Genomic DNA, 17,744 nt, shown 5'->3' with positions numbered 1-17,744 from the left:
CTCTTCAGGCGCCTGACAATCCCGGTGCTGCTTGCCTTGGCGAGCAGCACCGCGTTTGTGTCCGGCGCCTCCGGCCAGGCCCGGCTGCAGCCCGACACGGCCCGCCTGCGGGCCGCGGCGGGGGTGGAGGCCGCGGGAGCGGCCGCCGGCACCACGTTCCGCCGCCTCGCCAGGCCGCACTACAACGTGGTAGCGCTGCGAGTGGAGTTTCAGCCGGACACCACGCGGTTCACAACAGGCGATGGGACCTTCGCCGGCCCCCTGTTTACCGACGGCATGACCCCGTCCATCGATCCCCTGCCGCACAACGAGGGCTATTTCTCGGCCCACCTCGCCTTCCTGGAAGACTACGTGGCGCGGGTGTCGGACGGCCAGACTGTCGTCGATACCTGGCTGCTGCCGGGCGTGGTGCGTGTCTCCGGCACCATGGGAGACTACAGCCCGACGGGCCCCGATTCGGACTCGGACGCGGAACTGGCCAAACTGGCCAGACTTTCCACCGAAGCCTGGTCCATGGCTGATCCGGCCTGGTTCGCCGGACTTCCGGCCCTGAGCGCGGACAATACGGCCTTCCTGATCCTCCACGCCGGTGTTGGAAGGGACCTGGAACTGGTCGGCACCACGCTGGACAAAACCCCGGAGGATCTTCCGTCACTGTACTTTGACCAGGCCGCCCTGGATCGCCTGGATCCGCGCGCTCGACCGAGTGTGCTGGGCGTGCCCGTGAATCACGGCATCATCGTACCCCGCACGGAGACCCGGCAGGGGTTCAATGCCCTGGCGGGAGAGAACTTCCTGGCCGAGTTCTCGGTCAACGGGCTGCTCGCCGCCAGTTTCTTCAACTATCTCGGCGTTCCGGATCTCTTCGACACGAAGACCGGCAAGAGTGCCATCGGTCCGTTCGGTCTCATGGACGGCCTGGGAATTTTTGCCTTCTCGGGCCTCTTTCCTCCCGAGCCGACGGCCTGGACCAAATACTACCTGGGCTGGGCCGACCCTGTAGAGATGGTGCCTGGCTTCCCGATTCGGCTCAGCTATGCCGGGGACCCTTCGGGTTCGGATCAGGCTCGGGCCAGCATTTCCCCCGCCGAGTACTTTCTGGTCGAGAACCGGCATCGCGACCCGGAGCAGGACGGCGTGCGCATGCAGGTCTGGAAGGACGGCGTCGTTTCCGAGGTGCGCTTCCCCAATGGCGATGAGACCTTCAATAGCGCTACGGTAAGCGGCTTTCCCGGCGGCGTGGTGGTGTCTGTGGACCAGTACGATTTTGCGCTGCCGGGCGGGAAGGATGAAGACAACGTGCCGCTGATTGGGGGTGCGCTGATCTGGCACATCGACGAGCGCGTCATCGCGGCCAACCTGGCCGACAACAGTGTGAACGCCGACGCGGGGCGCCGGGGCGTCGACCTGGAGGAGGCCGACGGGGCCCAGGACATCGGATTCCCTGTTGGCGGACTCTTTGGACCGAGTTTCGATCTCGGCAGCCCGTTCGACTTCTGGTACGAAGGCAATCCGGTCGTCACCATCACCTCCAGCGGACGCGAGGTCAGTCTGTACCAGAACCGGTTTGGGCCGGATACACAGCCTGCCGCTACGGCCAACGATGGCGGACCGGGGTTTGTGGAGCTGTCCGGGTTTAGTGCCCCCGGGCGTGAGATGACCGTTTCTTTTGCGCGACCGACCCAGAGTGGACTGGTGCCCCTGGGTACGGTGCAGGTCCCATCGCCCGAATCCTCCTTTGTGGGGCCCTCGGTGGTGCGTTTTGTCGGGCTGAACGGCCTGCTCGCGTGGTCTGCCCGACAGGGAGTGCTTTCCCTGTTTGCGGACAACACGGAGATCGGTCGGCTCGAAGGGCTCAGTGCCGCAGAGCCAGCCATCGCCGGCAATGCCATCTGGGCGTTCGGCCCGGTGGACGGGGGCGTGGCATTTCGCGGGGTGACCGGGGGCGGCGGCGTGATCCAGGGCCCGACCTTCGGCCCGGGCGTCTATACCGAGGCGACAACTCCCGTGGTGGGTTTCGTGGGTCCCCGTGGCACAGGTCTGGCCGTAGGCGTGGATGGGCCCATGGGTCCCTTGGTGCTTTCCAGCAACGGCATGCAGCCACAACCCGCGCCGGTCCTGGGCATCATCCAGTTGTCTGCCACCCGCCAGCTGCGTGTGCTGACCTCCGAGGTGCGGGACCTGGAGGATCAGGTGCAGTGGACATTTGAGCCCGTGAATCCGCAATCGGGGCTCCGGCCACAATTTGCCAGCGACCGGGAGGGTCTGATGGGCGTGGTGCCGGACCCGGAGTCGTCGTCACTACGCATGTTGCTGCCGGACGGGACTTCGCGCAGCTTCTCGGTGCGGGTGGACGGCCGGTTTGAGGGGCCGATCTCGGGTCGCGTAGCCCTTGCGGACGTCGACAATGACGGGCTTCTTGACGCCCTGGTGCCGGATGAGGGGCACTTGTGGGCGTTCTCTCGCACGGGCGCCGTGGCCCGAGGATTCCCGATTCGGCTCCGGCAGGGGATTGTCGGATTTCCCATCGTTCTGGAATCAGCCGAGGACGCAGACGCGATCACCATTCTTGCCGTATCCCGCGATGGGCAGCTGGACGCCTACCAGCCCGGGACAGACCGGCAGCCGGACGGATTCCCGCTTTCGGTTGGCACGGCTGCAGGCGCCGGCCCTGCCTTCCGGCTCAACGACGAAGCGCCGGAGCGCGTGCATCTGGCCGTGCTCAGTGGCGATGGGCAGATCGTGAGCTTCGGCACAAACCGATTTGGCCTGCTTCGAGGCCCGCGAGCACTCGGCAATCTCGGCAACTCGTCCTACGGCGAAACCGCCCCGTTTACCACCACGTTGCTCGAAACGGAAGCGGTGCTCGTGCCCGGAGAAACGTACAATTGGCCGAATCCGATCCGGGACGGCGTGACGCGATTTCGCGTATTTCCGACCGTCGACTGCGCGATCTCAGTGCGCATTCTCGATGCGTCTGGCCGCGAGATCGATACGCTGGAGCTGGACATGGCCCCGGCCGAAGTGCCGTCCGAGCTGGAGTGGCGCACCGACGCCGAAAGCGGCGTCTACTTCGCGCGCGTGCGGGCCACCTCTACCGATGGCCGGACCGAGGACCAGCTGATCAAAGTGGCGGTGATGCGATGAGGCGGTTCTTTGCATTCATGGCGCTCATCTGGAGCGCGCTGCCGGCTGCTGCACAGGTCTCTCCCAACCTGTACGACTATGTGCGCTCCGATCTCGACTGGTACACCATCGAGACGGAGCACTTTCTGGTGCATTTCCACGCGGATCCGGACGGGAGCGGCTCGTCGCGCTCTGCCCAGGTCACGGCACGTATCGCCGAGGAGATCTACGGACCTATGACCGAGCTGTACGGCCTGGAGCCGGACACGAAGGTTTCCATCGTGCTCAAGGACTTTGAGGACTACTCCAACGGCGCAGCCTACTTTTTCGACAACCTGATTGAGATCTGGGCCCCGGCACTGAATACGCCCCTGCGCGGCGCACACGCGTGGCTGCGCAATGTGATCACACACGAGTTCGCGCATATCGTGCAGGTGCAGGCCAGCATGAAGTCCGGCCGCCGGGTGCCGTTTGTGTACCTCCAGTACCTGGACTACGAGGACGTGCGCAGGCCGGACGTGCTGTACGGCTATCCGAACGTGATCGCTTCGTACCCGGTACCCGTGCTCAACAATCCGGCATGGCTGGCCGAGGGTACAGCCCAGTACCAGCGGGCGAGTCTGGACTACGACCGCTGGGATGCCCATCGCGACATGATCCTGCGCACCCGTGTGCTTGCGGGGGAGACCCTGACCATCGAGGAGATGGGCGGCTTCTACTCCCACACCAGCCTGGAGCGCGAGACCGTCTACAATCAGGGCTTTGCGCTGTCGCAGTATCTGGCGGCCACGTATGGCGAGCAGGCGCTGGCGGATGTGACCCGCAGTCTCGGGCAGTGGAGCAACTGGAACTTCGAGCGCGCCGCGCGGGATGCCGTCGGTCGCGATGGAGGGGACGTCTGGCAGGACTGGGTTTCCAGTCTGGAGGCGGACTACACGGCCTCCATGCAGGAGCGCATGGAAACGCTGGTTGCGGGTCGCGTGCTGGAGGACGATGGGTTCTACAACCAGTACCCGCGCTTTTCGCCGGACGGCTCGCGCATAGCGTGGCTCTCCAACAAGGGCGAGGACTTCTCTCGCCAATACCTGCACATTATGGATGTGGCCTCCGGCGAGGAGATCGCTGAAGTGGCCTTTGACGTAGCGCCCGGTCATGTGTGTGCGCTGGGGCATCGTCTGGCCGGCCCCGCCACCGGCGCGGTGACCTGGAGTCCGGACGGCGGCAGCGTGGTTTACACGCGGTCCCGCGAGACGCCGGAAGGACGCCTGTTCAACGACCTCTACAGCTATTCGCTGGAGGAGGAAAAGAGCACACGGATCACCCGGGAGCAGCGCCTCTCGGATCCGGCCTGGTCGCCCGATGGTGACCGGATTGCGGCGGTGCGGCAGTCAGATGGCACAACCAACATCGTGCTGCTGGATCCGGCTTCGGGGGAAGTCGCGCCCTTGACCGCTTTCGCGTCCGGGCAGCAGGCCACCGAACCGCGGTTCTCCGCCGATGGGGCCTGGGTGTACTTCTCGCAGCTCGACAGGCACGGATACGACCTGGCGCGCGTGCGGGCTCAGGGTGGGTCAGTTGAGCAGGTGCTTGCTACTGAATCCGACGAACGCTCACCTGTGCCCTCGACCGACGGCGTCTGGTTTGCCTCCGATCGGGACGGGATTTTCAACCTGTATCGACTGCGAGACGGCGCTTCGGCACCGGAACGCATGACCAACGTGGTTGGCGGAGCCTTCATGCCGGACGTGGCACCAGGCGGTCAGGTGGCTTTCGCACGATACGATTGGGACGGCTACAGCCTCGCGTTGCTGGAGAATCCCCAGGTGGTGGGATCGGCCCCTGCCTACACGCCGCCGCGCGTGCTGACCAAGGCCAACACGCCAAGTGCGAACTCGTACGACGACTCGGATCTGGGCCCCATCGCCCGTGAGACGCTGAATCTGGCGGCAGACAGCTCTGGAGTGGAACTGAGCGGCCTGGCCTGGTCCACGGATTCGGATCGGGCTGCCGAGCTCAGCGAGTATTCGAGCGTCTTTACGTCGTTCAGTTTCCTGCCGGTGTTGCGGCTGGACCGATACGTGTCCCGCAAGCGGAGCAGGACGGACGTGCGCATCAAGGATCGCACGCGTGGGGAGACCCTGCTGCGCAACACCAAGATTGGGGCGTACGCGGCTTCCCGGGAGATCATGAACGGCCTGACCATGTTCGGCGGGCTGCTGCTCGCGCCTGGATCGCGCGCTGCGGAGTCGCCTGCGGACTTCTTCAGTCCGTCGTCGCTGCTCAAGTTGGAGCGCGACCTGTTCCTGCAGTTCGAACTGCGGCGAAGCCTGGGCATCCTGGACAAACGATGGGCTCCGCAGTGGTCGCTGGAACTCTTCAACGTGCGCCGGAATGTGGAGAACGGCCTCAGCATCGAGGAATTTCCCTGTACCGCCTGCTATCCGGACACTACGCTGGCGGATCTTGCCTACAACCTCTGGGAGGTGGATCTGGCGGCTCGCAGCAAGATCAACCGTGCGCTGCTCCTGGAGGCGGGTGTGCGATACAGCCCGTACCGCGTGACCACAGAGCGCTTTTTCTCGAAAGAGCTGGCGCAGGCCATTCCCGAGACCTCGTCACGCTACTTCATCGGCCGGTCCGTGCGCCTCAAGGCGTACTTCGAGGCCTTCGAGCCGCATCGCCACATGGACGTGGTGCCGGAGGGCATCAAGGTGGAGGCTACGCTCGAACGTGAGCGTGGCCGGCTGCTTGAGGAGTTCGATGTGGAGGACGGCATTCTCACGCCGGTCTACACCTCCGACGCGATTACGAGGCTGACCCTGGATGCGCGAGTGGCCAGGCATCTGGTTCGGCGGCCGTTGCCCCACGGAATCTCAGCGCGCGTACGCACCAGCATGGTGCTTGGCGGTGAAGTGAACGACTTCTACGACGACTACATCGGTGGTTTGACGGGTGCACGAGGCTATCCATTCTATGCGCTGGGCGGCAACCGTACGGCGTGGGCCCAGATGGCGTACACCTTCCCGCTGCTGCCTCGCATCGACCGGCAGATGGGATTCCTCTACGCGGACAAGCTGTTCGCACGTGTCTACGCGGACGCCGTCAGTGCCTGGCGCGGCGCGTTCCCCGGGGCGGGGTCCATCCGCAAGGATGTGGGCGCGGAACTTCGCCTTGGACTGGGCTCGTTTTATCTCCTGCCGACGGCCGTTTTTGTAAGCGGTACGTACGGACTGGATACGTTTGACTTTCAACTGGACGACGGCTTCGTGACGCCGGACGGCCAGAGCACCGTGCAGTACGGTGGTGGCGTGCAGTGGCATGTCGGCGTGCTGTTCGGTTTCGACCTCTTCTGACATGGACCTGAGCATCATCCTCGCGGCGGCCGTCCTCATGTTGACGGTTGGATTGGTCTTCCTGTGGCTATTGCTTTCCCGAAAGCCCGGCTTCAAACCGCAGGACCCGACCGAGTGGGCCGGGGCCGTGCTGTCGTCGCTGCTGATCCTGTCCTCGATTGCGTTGATCCTGGTCACCCTGCAGCGCTCTGGCGACGACCCCGTCATGTTCGTCGCAGAAGGCACCGAGCAGCCGGAAATTGTGGACATGGCGCTGTCCACAGAGGCCGGCAATTTTGCCTTCCGGGGCGTGGATGATGGCGATGAGCTGGATCTGGCGAGTCTCGAGGGCAAGGTGGTGTTGCTGAACTTCTGGGCTACCTGGTGCGCACCCTGTCTTCAGGAAATCCCCGAACTGAATCGCTTGGCGGACAAGTATCCCGACGATCTCGTGGTGCTATCCCTCAGTGACGAGGACCCGGCCACGCTGCAGGGCTTTGAGGAATTCCTTGAACTGCGCACGTTTTCGGCATTCGTCGAAGCCGGATCACCCCTTCCCGCGCCGTTCTCCGACGCGTTCAACATTCGTCCCACGAGCTTCGTAATTGACCGGGAAGGCGTGGTCCGCCGCTACCTGCTCGGACAGCGAAGCTTTGACATCTTCGAGCGATTTGTTCAGCCGTATATCTAGTCTGATCCTCGTCGGCGCATGGGCGCTGGCCGCCGCACCGAGTTCGGCGCAGGAGGCGCTGCCATCGCACGCAGAGATCCGCGCGGGGCTCCTGGCTCCCACGGAAGCGGTCGCCCCGAATGGAATTCGCGCCGATCAGCGCAGCATCCCGCTGGCGTTCGGGCTCTCCGCCCTGGCTCCCGGAGCGGGTCAGGCGTACAACCGCAACTGGATCAAGGCGGCCGTCGCGATTGGTCTCGAGGCCGCCGTGTTCACGGTCTGGTCGCTGAAGCGTTCGGACGGGCTGTCGGCTGAGGATGATTTCCGAGCCTTTGCCCACGCACAATGGGATCCGGTGCAGTACGCGGGCTGGTTGAACGATTACGTGGCATATCTGCAGGCTGACTTCGGGCACGCGGTGTCCGCACCCGCCGCCCAGGCCCCGAGTGGGGTGGACTTCACGAATCCGGACGGCTGGTCCGCAGATCAGCGTGCTGCCGTGACCAGCTTCTTCCGCCAGATCCAGGCGATCGAGCGTCAGGTGTTCCACCCCGAAACTGGTGCGACCTTCTCGCACCAACTCCCAGGATTCGGTGAGCAACAGTACTACGAACTGATCGGCAAGTACTTCCAGTTTGCTCCCGGATGGGCGGACTATCCCGCTTGGGTGGACGGCGAGGGCAACTTCACGGCGGCCATTGACCCCGAGTTGACCGGAAACGGGGGTAGCAAGCCCAATGTGTCCAGCACCTTCTACCGGTACGCCGAGGATCATGCCCATGCGCAGGATCTGTTGCGTACGGCTTCCCGCATGTCCACGCTGTTTGTGGTGAACCACCTCGTTGCAGCCATCGATGCGGCGGTTTCCGCCAAGTTGCACAACGATCGCCTCGGGGCGAACATGGCGTTGCTGTACGTGCCCGACGGACCTCCGGAGCCCAGCGTTTCGCTGACCCTGCGCTTCTGAGGGAACGCCTGGTGCTGTCCGCCGGCGCCGAAAGGAGACGGGTTGATTCACGGGGCCCGTCAACGTTTCTTGGCCGGTCTACCCGTTTCCGCGGTCCCACTCTAGCCCAAGCCCCTCGACCATGCCCTGGTACAAGAAGCTCCACTGGCAAATCATCATCGGTCTCGTCCTGGGGGTGTTTTTCGGCATCGTGGCCGCGTCGTCGGGCTGGGGTGACTTCACCACGGACTGGATTTCGCCGTTCGGGGTCATCTTCATCAATCTGCTGAAGCTGATTGCCGTACCGCTGATCATCGTCTCGCTGGTGACCGGCGTGGCGTCCCTGTCGGACCTGAAGAAGCTGTCCCGGATCGGGGGAAAGACCATCGCCATCTACATTGCCACGACGGTCATCGCGTTGATCATTGGACTGACGGTCGTGAACCTCATGCGTCCGGGCGACACGGTTCCGCCGGAAATGCGAGATCAGCTGCAGGAGACCTACGCCGAGGATGCCATGAGTCGCACCGGGGCCGCGCTGGAGGCTCAGGAGCGGGGGCCGCTGCAACCCATCGTGGACATGGTGCCGGAAAACTTCTTCGGCTCGGCCGCCAACAACCGCAACATGCTGCAGGTGGTCTTTGTGGCGATCTTCCTGGGCATCGGCATGCTGATGATCCCGGCGGCGCAGGCCAAGACGCTATACGATGTCTTTGAGGCGTTCAACGACCTGGTGATCAAGCTGGTTGAGATCATCATGATCATGGCGCCCATTGGTGTCTTCGCGCTCATGGCCGACACCATCGTGTCGATTGCGGGCGACGACCTGAGGGAGATCATCGAGCTCCTGACGGCGCTGGGCTACTACTGCATCGCGGTTCTTCTGGGCCTTGTGGTGCACATGTGCCTGACCTATTTCTCGATGGTGCGCTTCCTGACGCCCATCAAGCTGCGCGACTTCCTGCGCAAGATTACTCCGGTGCAGCTGGTCGCCTTCTCTACGTCCTCAAGTGGAGCCACGCTCCCGGTGACCATGGAGACGGCCGAGAAGGAGCTCGGCGTTTCGGAAGAAGTATCGAGCTTCGTGCTGCCGCTCGGCGCGACCATCAACATGGACGGCACCGGCCTCTATCAGGCGGTCGCGGCCGTCTTCATTGCACAGACACTGGGCCTCGGCCTGGACCTGGGTGCGCAGCTGACGATTGTATTCACGGCGGTCCTCGCATCCATCGGGACAGCCGCCGTGCCGAGTGCCGGGATCGTGATGCTCGTGATCATTCTGGAATCGGTGAGCGTGCCCGCAGCAGGCATTGCCCTCATCCTGGGGGTCGATCGCATTCTGGACATGTGTCGCACGGTGACCAATGTGACCGGTGACCTGACGGTGGCGACCGTCGTCGCGGCCAGCGAGGATCAGTTCGCGGGGGCGTTGGCTGAGGCCTCGTAGACCGTTCGACTTCGGTAGACATCACCCGGCCTGAGTACGGGCGATGGGAAGGCGGGCTGATTCGGCGCGTCCGGATACTGTTGCGGCTCCAGGCACAGACCGGCGTAGGCCGGGAAGTGGGCGCCGGCGGCCGGGTCATCCAGGTGCTGGCCGGTGTAAATCTGCATGGCCGGCTCGCTGGTCCGGATAGTGAGGCCCACTCCGGATTCCCGGTGAAGCAGCCGGGCGTGAACGCAGGCATCCGGAGGGAGCACCAGATTGTGGTCGAGGCCCTCAGCGCCGACGCGATCCGCGATCACCGCCGGCTCACGAAAGTCGAGCACCGTGCCCGCCACGTGCGCCCGCTCACCGGTGGGGATGAGTTCTTCATCCGTCGGGGTGTAGTGTGTGGCGGACAGTGTCAGCTCGTGATCGCGTACGTCGCCGGCTCCCGCCAGGTTGAAGTAGGCATGGTGCGTCAATGAAACCGGAGTGGGCCGGTCGGAGCGTGCCTCAAATTCGATCACAAGCCGAAAAGGCTCCTCGAGGCGATACGTGGCCCGGGCGTCGAGTCTGCCGGGATATCCAGCGTGCCCGTGCGGGCTGGTGTGAGCAAACACGACCTCGTGATCGGATTGGGAGAGCGTGCGCCAGATCTGGGCATGAAATCCTTCCGGCCCGCCGTGCAGATGGTGCCGTGCGTTGTTTGTCGGCAGCACATAGTCCCTGCCATCCAGCGAGAAACGGCCGTGTGCGATGCGATTGGCGTATCGCCCGACCGTCGAACCGATGAAAGGGTGCGGCCCCGCGTAGTCTTCCGGCTCCGGCAGGCCCAGCACCAGGGAGTGGGAGACTCCGGGCACATAGAGGCCCATCAGGGTGGCGCCCAGACTGGTCAGCTCTGCGCAGAAGCCATTCGGAAGCCGCAATTGGATACGATCGAGTCTCACCTGGGGACGCAGAGAGGTTTCGTGGTGCCGGCCATGAGACCGGCGCGAAATCGAGCGGTGAGAAGATGTCTCAATCTGGGTCCCGAAGCGAGAATTCGGGCTACCAGAAATCGGACATCGGTCACGAATCGGAGGTCGAGCAGCAGGAAAGCGACAAATACTGGTACGACCGCGCCCCGGAGGGAGGAAGGGAGGACGCTGGCACCAAGTTCGTCACGGATCGGGCAGTTCCTTGACACACCCTTTTGGATTCCGGGTGCGGCCCTTGGTCGCTGCGGCTCGGGTGATGGGACCTGCGTCATGCTGCAGGTCGCGTCTGCTCGGCCACTCGCCTTCGGCTCGTGAGTCGCGTCTGCTTCGCAGCCGCTCGTCACGAACCCTGGTGGGGTTCTCATCCGCCCAGACAAAATGCAAAATCCTCGCCCGCCGATGGCGGACAAGGATTTAGCAGCGCGCTTGGGAGGATTACTCGCCTTCGGCTCGTGAGTCGCGTCTGCTTCGCAGCCGCTCGTCACGAACCCTGGTTGGGGTTCTCATCCGCCCAGCAAAATATGGCAAAGCCCAACCCGCCTACGGCGGATCGGGCTTCACCATGCGCGCTTGGGAGGATTCGAACCCCCGGCCTTTGGAACCGGAATCCAACGCTCTATCCAACTGAGCTACAAGCGCAGATGGGCAAAATAGCGTGATCGACTGAGGGTGGTCAAGGAGCGGATTGTGAGCAAAACCCGAAACCGTTCCCGACTTGCGTTACCAACCGGCCGATGTACCCCGGCATTCCGGTGCCGGCGCAAGCGGGGCTCTTCCGCAGTCTATGAGCAGCGATACAGCCCTCATCCAGCGTTTCAAGACGGATCCTGAAACTGGTTACCACGAATTGCTGGACCAGTACACCCCCGTCATCCTGCGCATGATTCGCCGGTTCCTTAAGGATCCGGACGACATCATGGAAACCTATACGGCCATCTGCGAACGTCTGCGAAACGCCGACTTTCAGGCCCTGCGCAACTTCCGCATCAACAGCGAGCTCACGCCGTGGCTCAGCGTGGTTGTCGCCAACGCCTGCCGGGACCGTTTCCGCAAGCAGCGTGTGGTCTCCGCTCCCCAGTCGGTGATCTCCAAGCTCAATGAGCGGCAGCGCCACGTCTTCAAATACTACTACCAGGAGCAGATGCCGCACGACGACATCGCGGAGCTCATCAAGAGCAAACACCGCATGCCGTGCACCACGTCGGACGTCTCCCGCGACGTGCAGACGATCAATGAACTCCTGTCCGTCAACAAGCGCTGGCACCTGCTCGCCGCGCTCCGAGCCAACCGCCCCATGGTCTCGTTTGAGGACCTGGCCGAGGCTGGCATCCAGCCTGTCGACAAGTCCACCCTGCTGGACGCACAGGGCGACGGGGTCGATGAAGAGAACCTGGCCAACCTGCAGCGCGCCATCGGCAGTCTGGATGCCGAGGACCAACTCCTGATCCAGCTCCGCTACGAGCAGGGCATGCGTGCGAACCAGATAGCCAAGGTCATGAAGTTCGACAACCAGAAATACGTCTACACCCGCCTGCGCACCATCGTCAATCGCCTGCGCCGCCAGATGAGCGACACCCGCGTACGCAACGGCGTGGCCTGACAACAGCTACCATGGACGTGGGGTCTGAGCCTCTCCACGTGAGACGCGCCCGGTGGGACCTCCCGTCGGGCGCGTCCGTATGTTCGCGCCTCAAACCCGAACCCGTATGCAGCCCATTCCGGAGGTAGCTCCCGTTTCCGAAGACCGCGCCTTTCCCCTGGACGGCGTGCTTGAGCGCAATCGCATCGGGCCGGGTCTGACCATTGCGGTCGGGCTCATCCTGGGGTTTGTCGCCTTTCAGGGCATTTCTCTCGTGGTCCTGGTCGCCGTGCTCGCGGCAACCGGCCAGCTGACCGAGATGGCGGGCATGGACACGTCCACGCTCGTGGCCACCTTTGCCTCAGAGTTCCTGATTGCCAACACGGTGGGCCAGTTTCTCGGCCTGCTCGGACTCGGCTGGCTGTTTGCCCGACTCCACACTTCCAGGCCCGCTGCCATGCTGAGGTTGCGAGGGTCTGGTCTTGCAATCACCCTGCTCTCGCTCGCAGGACTTGTTGCGCTGTTTCCCATCGTGCAGTGGGCCGGTTCCATCATGGACGGCCTGCCCTGGCCGGAGGGGATCCGCGAGTTCGAGCAGATGCAGATGGATTTGATCGAGCAGGTCCTTGCGACCAACCTGGGCTTCTTCTTCACCCTGTTCACGATGGCCATTACGCCGGCCCTCTGCGAGGAATTGTTCTTCCGGGGGTATATCCAACGGCAGGCGGAGCGCATGTTTTCGGGCTGGCTCGCGGCGATCATCTTCTCCGGTGTAGTGTTCGGGTTGTATCACTTCCGGATTACGCAGGCCCTGCCGCTCTCGATGCTCGGCGTGTACATGGCCTATGTCGTCTGGCGGTCCAACAGCCTGGTGCCGGGCATTCTCGTACACCTCGCGAACAATGGCTTTGCCGTAGCGCTTGGAGCCTGGATTTCTTCCTCTGACGGGATGTCCCTGGAGGACATCGAAACCATGGACGTGCCGATCTATATTGTGCTCGGAGCCGTCGTGGTGTTCGGACTGATCGTCAGGACCATGCACCGCATGGGCAGAGCGGAGGAAGGCGCATGAGCAAGGGAACGCGCGAAATCGAGGGGTGGGTGTCCGTATTCAACTCGGGCACGGACTATGAGGCGGATCTGGTTCGTGATCGACTCGATGACTCGGGGATCCCGGCGGTCGTCCTGACCTTGCGCGATCACGCCTTCAACCTGACACACGGCTCCCTATCGCGTGTCCACGTCTACGTGCCGGAGGACCAGGTGGATGCCGTGCGGCATGTCATGTCCGCGGAGCCGCTCACAGACGACGAACTGGCAGCGGTCGCGCTGGCCGCCGATCCGGAATCCCCGCCCAAGGGAGACGTGATCGCTGACAGCGGGGCCGAGCACATCAACCTGAGTCCCCCGGAGGACCCGGCTTGAAGCGAATCGTCACGGCCCTGATCGGCATTCCGCTCTTCGTAGCGTTGACATGGTTGGGGGGATGGCCGTTTGTAGGGTTCATTGCGGTCATCGCTCTCGCCGGGCAGAAAGAGGCGTTCGCGCTGTTCTCCGAGGAGGGGTCCCCCCCCGGAAACCTCCCGGCCTATCTGGCCGGATTGTCCATGATCTTCGCGCCCGCATGGCCGCCCGCCATCTGGCTCATTCCGCCGCTCATCATCCTTTCCCTCACCTGGTACCTCAACCGCGCACAGGGTCCGCTCTGGCTCTCGACCCTGTCAGGCTCACTCTTCGGCATCATCTACCCGTGTGCGTTCCTGGCGGCGCTGGTTGTCATTCGCATTCCGCATTCGCCGGTCGCGTGGGATCCGTTCCCGGTTACGATGGGGCTGGTCATTCTGATGTGGGTCGGCGACACAGCCGCCTACTACGCCGGCCGCGCGTTCGGCAAGCGCGCTCTGGCCCCGACGCTTTCCCCCAAGAAGACCTGGGAGGGGGCCATCGGAGGTGCCCTGGGTGCCTTCATAACCGCGGGAGTGCTGTCCACGGTATGGAGCGGAGGACTGGCATACCCGCACTGGCTGGCGCTGGCGGCCATCGTCTCGGTGCTGGGCCCTGCCGGAGACCTGTTCGAGAGCGGCTTCAAGCGCGCTTCGAACCGCAAGGACTCCGCGAGCATCCTGCCAGGACACGGTGGCGTTCTGGACCGGTTTGATGCCCTGATGTTTGTTGCTCCGGTAGCGGCGGCCTACCTGTTTACGCTGGCCCGCTAGCAGCGGCGCTCGCCGCCACAACCGCGTTACCCCCGATTTACCCACATCGCGGGGCAACTACGGAACGATGCGCGGGTCTTCCGGTAAAGCCGAACCTGATCCTGCAGGGAGGGAATGATGGGTCTGTTTACGCCCGGAAAACGCGCCCGGCATCGCAAGTTTTCCTACGAGCCGCGGTACTACAACCCCGAGAAAGAGGAGCGCCTCAAACGTCGCATGAGGATTCAGTCCAAAGTGCGTCGCCGCAGCCCTGCGGGGCTGATCTACTTCCTCCTGCTGCTGGGTCTTGCCGTCTGGATGTACCTCACCCTCTGACCCTCCGCCGCCCTTGATGACCGGGCAGACCGAAGAGAAAGACGTTTCGAGTTCCGAGCAAGGCATCATCCGGGTGATGCCGGATGTCCTGGCGAACAAGATCGCCGCAGGGGAGGTGGTCGGACGCCCCGCATCGGTCGCCAAGGAACTGGTGGAAAACGCCCTGGATGCGGGCGCCACCCGCATCGACATCATTGTCGCAGACAGCGGCCGTTCGCTGGTTCAGGTGGTCGACAACGGATCGGGGATGTCGGCCGGGGATGCCGTGCGGTGCTTCCAGCGACACGCTACCAGCAAGATCCGGGACTTCGACGATCTGGAGCGCATTCACACACTCGGCTTTCGGGGTGAAGCCCTGGCATCCATCGGCGCTGTGGCCCGCGTCGAACTGAAAACGAGACGTGCAGAGGACGAGGTGGGCACATTGGTGCGCGTCGAGGGTGGTCACGAGCGAGCCGTCGAGCCATGTGCGCAACCCACAGGAACGTCCGTCGCCGTGCGGCAGCTGTTCTACAATGTGCCCGCGCGCCGGGCTTTTCTGAAATCCGAGGCTACCGAGTTCAGCCACATCATCGATACGGTGCAAATGCTGGCGCTGGCGCACCCCTCGGTGGGATTCAGCCTGGCGGCGGACGGCAGGGAGGTGCTCGCCCTTCAGGCCTGCACGGGCGATGGGCCCGTTGCCCTGGCCGGACGTATTCGGGATTTGTTTGCCCACGAGCAGGAGTCACTGCTCTGGGTCGAGGAGCGAACCAGTTACCTGAGCGTGCGCGGTTGGATCGGGCAACCTGAAGTCCGGAAGCGCAATCGGGGAGAGCAGTTCCTCCTGGTGAACGGCAGACCCATCCGCAGTCGCTATCTGGAGCACGCCGTCTACAACTCGTATCGCGGCCTCATTCCCGAGGGCACGTTCCCGTTCTTCACGATAGTGCTGGACGTCGACACCCGGCATGTGGACGTCAACGTGCACCCGACCAAGTCGGAGGTTCGCTTCGATGACGAGCGGGGGGTCTACAGCATGCTCAAGGCGGTGGTGGGCCGGGCCCTGTCCGAGGGGGCAGGCGTACTGCGCTTTGACGATGCCGGCGCGGTAGATCTGTTGGCCGGCTCTGAATCGTCTGAAGATGGGTACCCGGCCTTGTCGTCGCCGACGACACCACGCGCTGCGGATCCCGGTTCGGTGTCGGAGGCCCTCTACGCCCCGACAGCGGGCCCGGAGCCCGCCGAGCAGGCCGAAGAGCATGCCGTCGTCGAGCCTGAACGCCTCGTCTGGCAGATTCTGGGATCGTACGTGGTCGCGCCGATCAGATCCGGGCTGCTGATCGTGGACCAGCATGCGGCTCACGAACGCGTCATTTTTGAGCGTGCGCTGAAAGCGCTGGAAGATGGGTTCGGGCTGAGTCAGCAGCTCCTCTTCCCGACGGTGGTGGATTTCAGCGCCGCGGATTTCGCTCTGTTGGAGGGTCTGTTGCCTGATCTGCGTGCCATCGGGTTCGACCTGGCCGTCCTGAGCGGTCAGAGCGTGATGGTGCGTGGCTTGCCCGCAGACATCCGGCCTGGCGATGAGCGCGGTGTGTTGGGAGAGGTGCTCGATCAGTACAAGTCGTTCGTGCAGCGGCTGCGCCTGTCGCCTCGGGAGATGCTGGCCCGGGCGATGGCCCGCCGCAGCGCGGTGCCCAGTGATGCACCGCTGGATCCCCGCGAGATGCGTTCGCTCATCGATCAGCTCTTCCAGTGCAGGGAGCCCTACACGAGTCCTGCCGGCCGCCCGACCCTGATCCGCATCACCGCTGAGGAGCTGGCCAGGCGGTTCGGCTCACGGGCGTGAGTCTGCTCGACCGCAGCACGCTGCCGAACGGCGGGCGTTTGATCGTGGCTCTCTCGGGGGGCGTGGACTCGGTGGCGCTGGCTGCCCTGCTGGCCGATGACGACCGGGACCTTGTGTGTGTACACGTGCACCATGGTCTTCGAGAATCCGCGGACGCGGACGCCCAGACTGCCGAGGCGGTTGCACGCGCGCTCGGAGTGCCGTTTGACCTGCGGCGCGTCGACGTGCCCGTCCAGGGGTCGCCTCAGGCGGCAGCGAGGCATGCTCGATATGGCGCGTTGGCCGACGCGGCTGCCGAGCACGGAGCATTCCATGTCGTAACCGCACACCACCTTGAGGACCAGGCAGAGACCGTCCTGCTGAACCTTTTCCGCGGTACCGGACCGGACGGGCTGGCCGGGATGGCGCCCGTGTCGCCCCTGCCCGGATCGCCTGATCTGGTTCTGATTCGTCCCCTTCTGGAGGCAAGGAAGTCGGAATTGCGGGCCGTCGTGGAGCGGCTGGGGTTGCCGACGGTCGAAGATCCGTCGAACTCCGACCTTCGCTACCGCAGAAACGCCCTGAGAGCCCGCGTCATGCCGGTTGTGCGTGATATTTTCGGCGAGCACGCACCCGAAGCGGTCGCCCGATCGGCGCGACTGCTCCGTGGACTACTCGACGATACCCTGAACCCGATGTCTGAAGCCCTGCTCAACGAGGTCATGCGGCCGCTTCCGGATACCCATCTGGAGGCCGAAGGCGTCTTGCTGGACCTCGACGGGTTGGCGGCGCAATCCCTGGAATGGCAAGGCCGTCTGGTCCTTGAAGCTCTTCAGGAGGCCGGTATTGATGGCCCTCGCGACGAAAATACCGCCTTGTCCGTGCTGGGCCTGCTGGACGCGCAGCCGGGCCGCCGCGTGACGGTCGGATCAGGTGAGGTGTGGCGCGAGCGGGAGGGATTGGCCGTTCTCTCGCGGGCAACACATCCCGACTCCGAGCTTCTCTTCGAGCGGGGTCGTGGTGCCAGCTTCGGTCGCCTGGCGTTCCGGGCGCAAAGCGCATCGTACTACTTTGAGCCAGTCTCCTGGGGGGCGGCGGTGCCGTTTCAGGGACCGTTTCTGGTGCGCCCCTGGAGGCCGGGAGATCGCATCGCGATTCGCGACGGCTCGACCAAGGTCAAGGACGTGCTGACCGACTCGCGGGTACCCTCGTTCGCCCGCGCATCGTTTCCGGTGGTCGAAGTGAACGGTCAGGTGGTCTGGATTCCGGGAATTCGGGCCATGTGGCTATCGGACGCGGAGAAATCCGGCACCACCTGGGTTCGTCTCTCTGCGCTTGCCGAATAAC

The 17,744-nt window shown here is 64.0% G+C and carries 14 protein-coding genes and 1 tRNA gene; 13 read left to right on the top strand and 2 right to left on the bottom strand.

What is annotated here, in order from left to right:
• Positions 1-36 precede the first annotated feature (36 nt).
• From JJ896_13115 to JJ896_13095, 5 genes are all read left to right on the top strand, one after another.
• Positions 37-3,147 (top strand): hypothetical protein, encoded by a 3,111-nt coding sequence (locus JJ896_13115; protein MBO6780586.1) that lies wholly within the window; start codon positions 37-39, stop codon positions 3,145-3,147.
• Positions 3,144-6,479, top strand: a complete 3,336-nt coding sequence (locus JJ896_13110; GenBank protein ID MBO6780585.1) for a PD40 domain-containing protein — start codon at positions 3,144-3,146, stop codon at positions 6,477-6,479. Before JJ896_13115 ends, JJ896_13110 begins: the two co-directional genes overlap by 4 nt.
• A gap of 1 nt (position 6,480) precedes the next feature.
• Positions 6,481-7,149, top strand: a complete 669-nt coding sequence (locus JJ896_13105; protein MBO6780584.1) for a TlpA family protein disulfide reductase — start codon at positions 6,481-6,483, stop codon at positions 7,147-7,149.
• A complete protein-coding gene (locus JJ896_13100) occupies positions 7,130-8,095 on the top strand; it encodes a hypothetical protein (GenBank protein MBO6780583.1) in 966 nt (321 codons plus the stop codon). Before JJ896_13105 ends, JJ896_13100 begins: the two co-directional genes overlap by 20 nt.
• A 121-nt stretch (positions 8,096-8,216) precedes the next feature.
• On the top strand, positions 8,217-9,521 hold the full coding sequence (locus tag JJ896_13095; protein MBO6780582.1) for a dicarboxylate/amino acid:cation symporter: 1,305 nt from the start codon (positions 8,217-8,219) through the stop codon (positions 9,519-9,521).
• Here JJ896_13095 and JJ896_13090 read toward each other — a convergent pair.
• The gene (locus JJ896_13090; protein ID MBO6780581.1) at positions 9,488-10,450 is read right to left on the bottom strand and encodes a galactose mutarotase; all 963 of its coding nucleotides are present in this window, start codon (positions 10,448-10,450) and stop codon (positions 9,488-9,490) included. The two genes, JJ896_13095 and JJ896_13090, sit on opposite strands and share 34 nt — an antisense overlap.
• Before the next feature lie 65 nt (positions 10,451-10,515).
• Between JJ896_13090 and JJ896_13085 the strand changes: the two genes are divergently transcribed.
• Entirely contained in the window at positions 10,516-10,686 is a 171-nt protein-coding gene (locus tag JJ896_13085; protein MBO6780580.1) for a hypothetical protein, read from the top strand.
• Between the two features lie 359 nt (positions 10,687-11,045).
• Here the strand turns inward: JJ896_13085 and JJ896_13080 are convergent.
• Positions 11,046-11,119: transfer RNA gene (locus JJ896_13080), tRNA-Arg, on the bottom strand.
• A 145-nt stretch (positions 11,120-11,264) separates the two neighbouring features.
• Here JJ896_13080 and JJ896_13075 point away from each other — a divergent pair.
• From JJ896_13075 to tilS, 7 genes are all read left to right on the top strand, one after another.
• Positions 11,265-12,080, top strand: coding sequence for a hypothetical protein (locus JJ896_13075; protein ID MBO6780579.1), 816 nt, complete (start codon positions 11,265-11,267; stop codon positions 12,078-12,080).
• A gap of 106 nt (positions 12,081-12,186) precedes the next feature.
• Positions 12,187-13,131, top strand: a complete 945-nt coding sequence (locus JJ896_13070) for a CPBP family intramembrane metalloprotease (protein ID MBO6780578.1) — start codon at positions 12,187-12,189, stop codon at positions 13,129-13,131.
• On the top strand, positions 13,128-13,484 hold the full coding sequence (locus JJ896_13065; protein ID MBO6780577.1) for a hypothetical protein: 357 nt from the start codon (positions 13,128-13,130) through the stop codon (positions 13,482-13,484). Before JJ896_13070 ends, JJ896_13065 begins: the two co-directional genes overlap by 4 nt.
• Positions 13,481-14,275 (top strand): phosphatidate cytidylyltransferase, encoded by a 795-nt coding sequence (locus JJ896_13060; protein MBO6780576.1) that lies wholly within the window; start codon positions 13,481-13,483, stop codon positions 14,273-14,275. The genes JJ896_13065 and JJ896_13060 overlap by 4 nt, the downstream gene beginning before the upstream one ends.
• A 114-nt stretch (positions 14,276-14,389) precedes the next feature.
• On the top strand, positions 14,390-14,590 hold the full coding sequence (locus JJ896_13055; protein ID MBO6780575.1) for a hypothetical protein: 201 nt from the start codon (positions 14,390-14,392) through the stop codon (positions 14,588-14,590).
• Positions 14,591-14,606: 16 nt separating this feature from the next.
• A complete protein-coding gene (gene mutL / locus JJ896_13050) occupies positions 14,607-16,418 on the top strand; it encodes a DNA mismatch repair endonuclease MutL (protein ID MBO6780574.1) in 1,812 nt (603 codons plus the stop codon).
• The gene (gene tilS / locus JJ896_13045) at positions 16,415-17,743 is read left to right on the top strand and encodes a tRNA lysidine(34) synthetase TilS (GenBank protein MBO6780573.1); all 1,329 of its coding nucleotides are present in this window, start codon (positions 16,415-16,417) and stop codon (positions 17,741-17,743) included. The genes mutL and tilS overlap by 4 nt, the downstream gene beginning before the upstream one ends.
• Position 17,744: the final 1 nt, after the last annotated feature.

This window comes from Rhodothermales bacterium, assembly GCA_017643395.1.
Lineage (GTDB): Bacteria > Bacteroidota > Rhodothermia > Rhodothermales > UBA10348 > JABDJZ01.
Note: the sequence above shows the minus strand (reverse complement) of the source record. Positions and strands in the feature narration are given on the sequence as shown.

Coding starts and splice junctions, on each gene's coding strand:
- JJ896_13110 (MBO6780585.1), top strand. CDS start 3,144: ATGAGGCGGTTCTTTGCATTCATGGCGCTCATCTGGAGCGCGCTGCCG.
- JJ896_13105 (MBO6780584.1), top strand. CDS start 6,481: ATGGACCTGAGCATCATCCTCGCGGCGGCCGTCCTCATGTTGACGGTT.
- JJ896_13095 (MBO6780582.1), top strand. CDS start 8,217: ATGCCCTGGTACAAGAAGCTCCACTGGCAAATCATCATCGGTCTCGTC.
- JJ896_13085 (MBO6780580.1), top strand. CDS start 10,516: ATGTCTCAATCTGGGTCCCGAAGCGAGAATTCGGGCTACCAGAAATCG.
- JJ896_13075 (MBO6780579.1), top strand. CDS start 11,265: ATGAGCAGCGATACAGCCCTCATCCAGCGTTTCAAGACGGATCCTGAA.
- JJ896_13070 (MBO6780578.1), top strand. CDS start 12,187: ATGCAGCCCATTCCGGAGGTAGCTCCCGTTTCCGAAGACCGCGCCTTT.
- JJ896_13065 (MBO6780577.1), top strand. CDS start 13,128: ATGAGCAAGGGAACGCGCGAAATCGAGGGGTGGGTGTCCGTATTCAAC.
- JJ896_13055 (MBO6780575.1), top strand. CDS start 14,390: ATGATGGGTCTGTTTACGCCCGGAAAACGCGCCCGGCATCGCAAGTTT.
- mutL (MBO6780574.1), top strand. CDS start 14,607: ATGACCGGGCAGACCGAAGAGAAAGACGTTTCGAGTTCCGAGCAAGGC.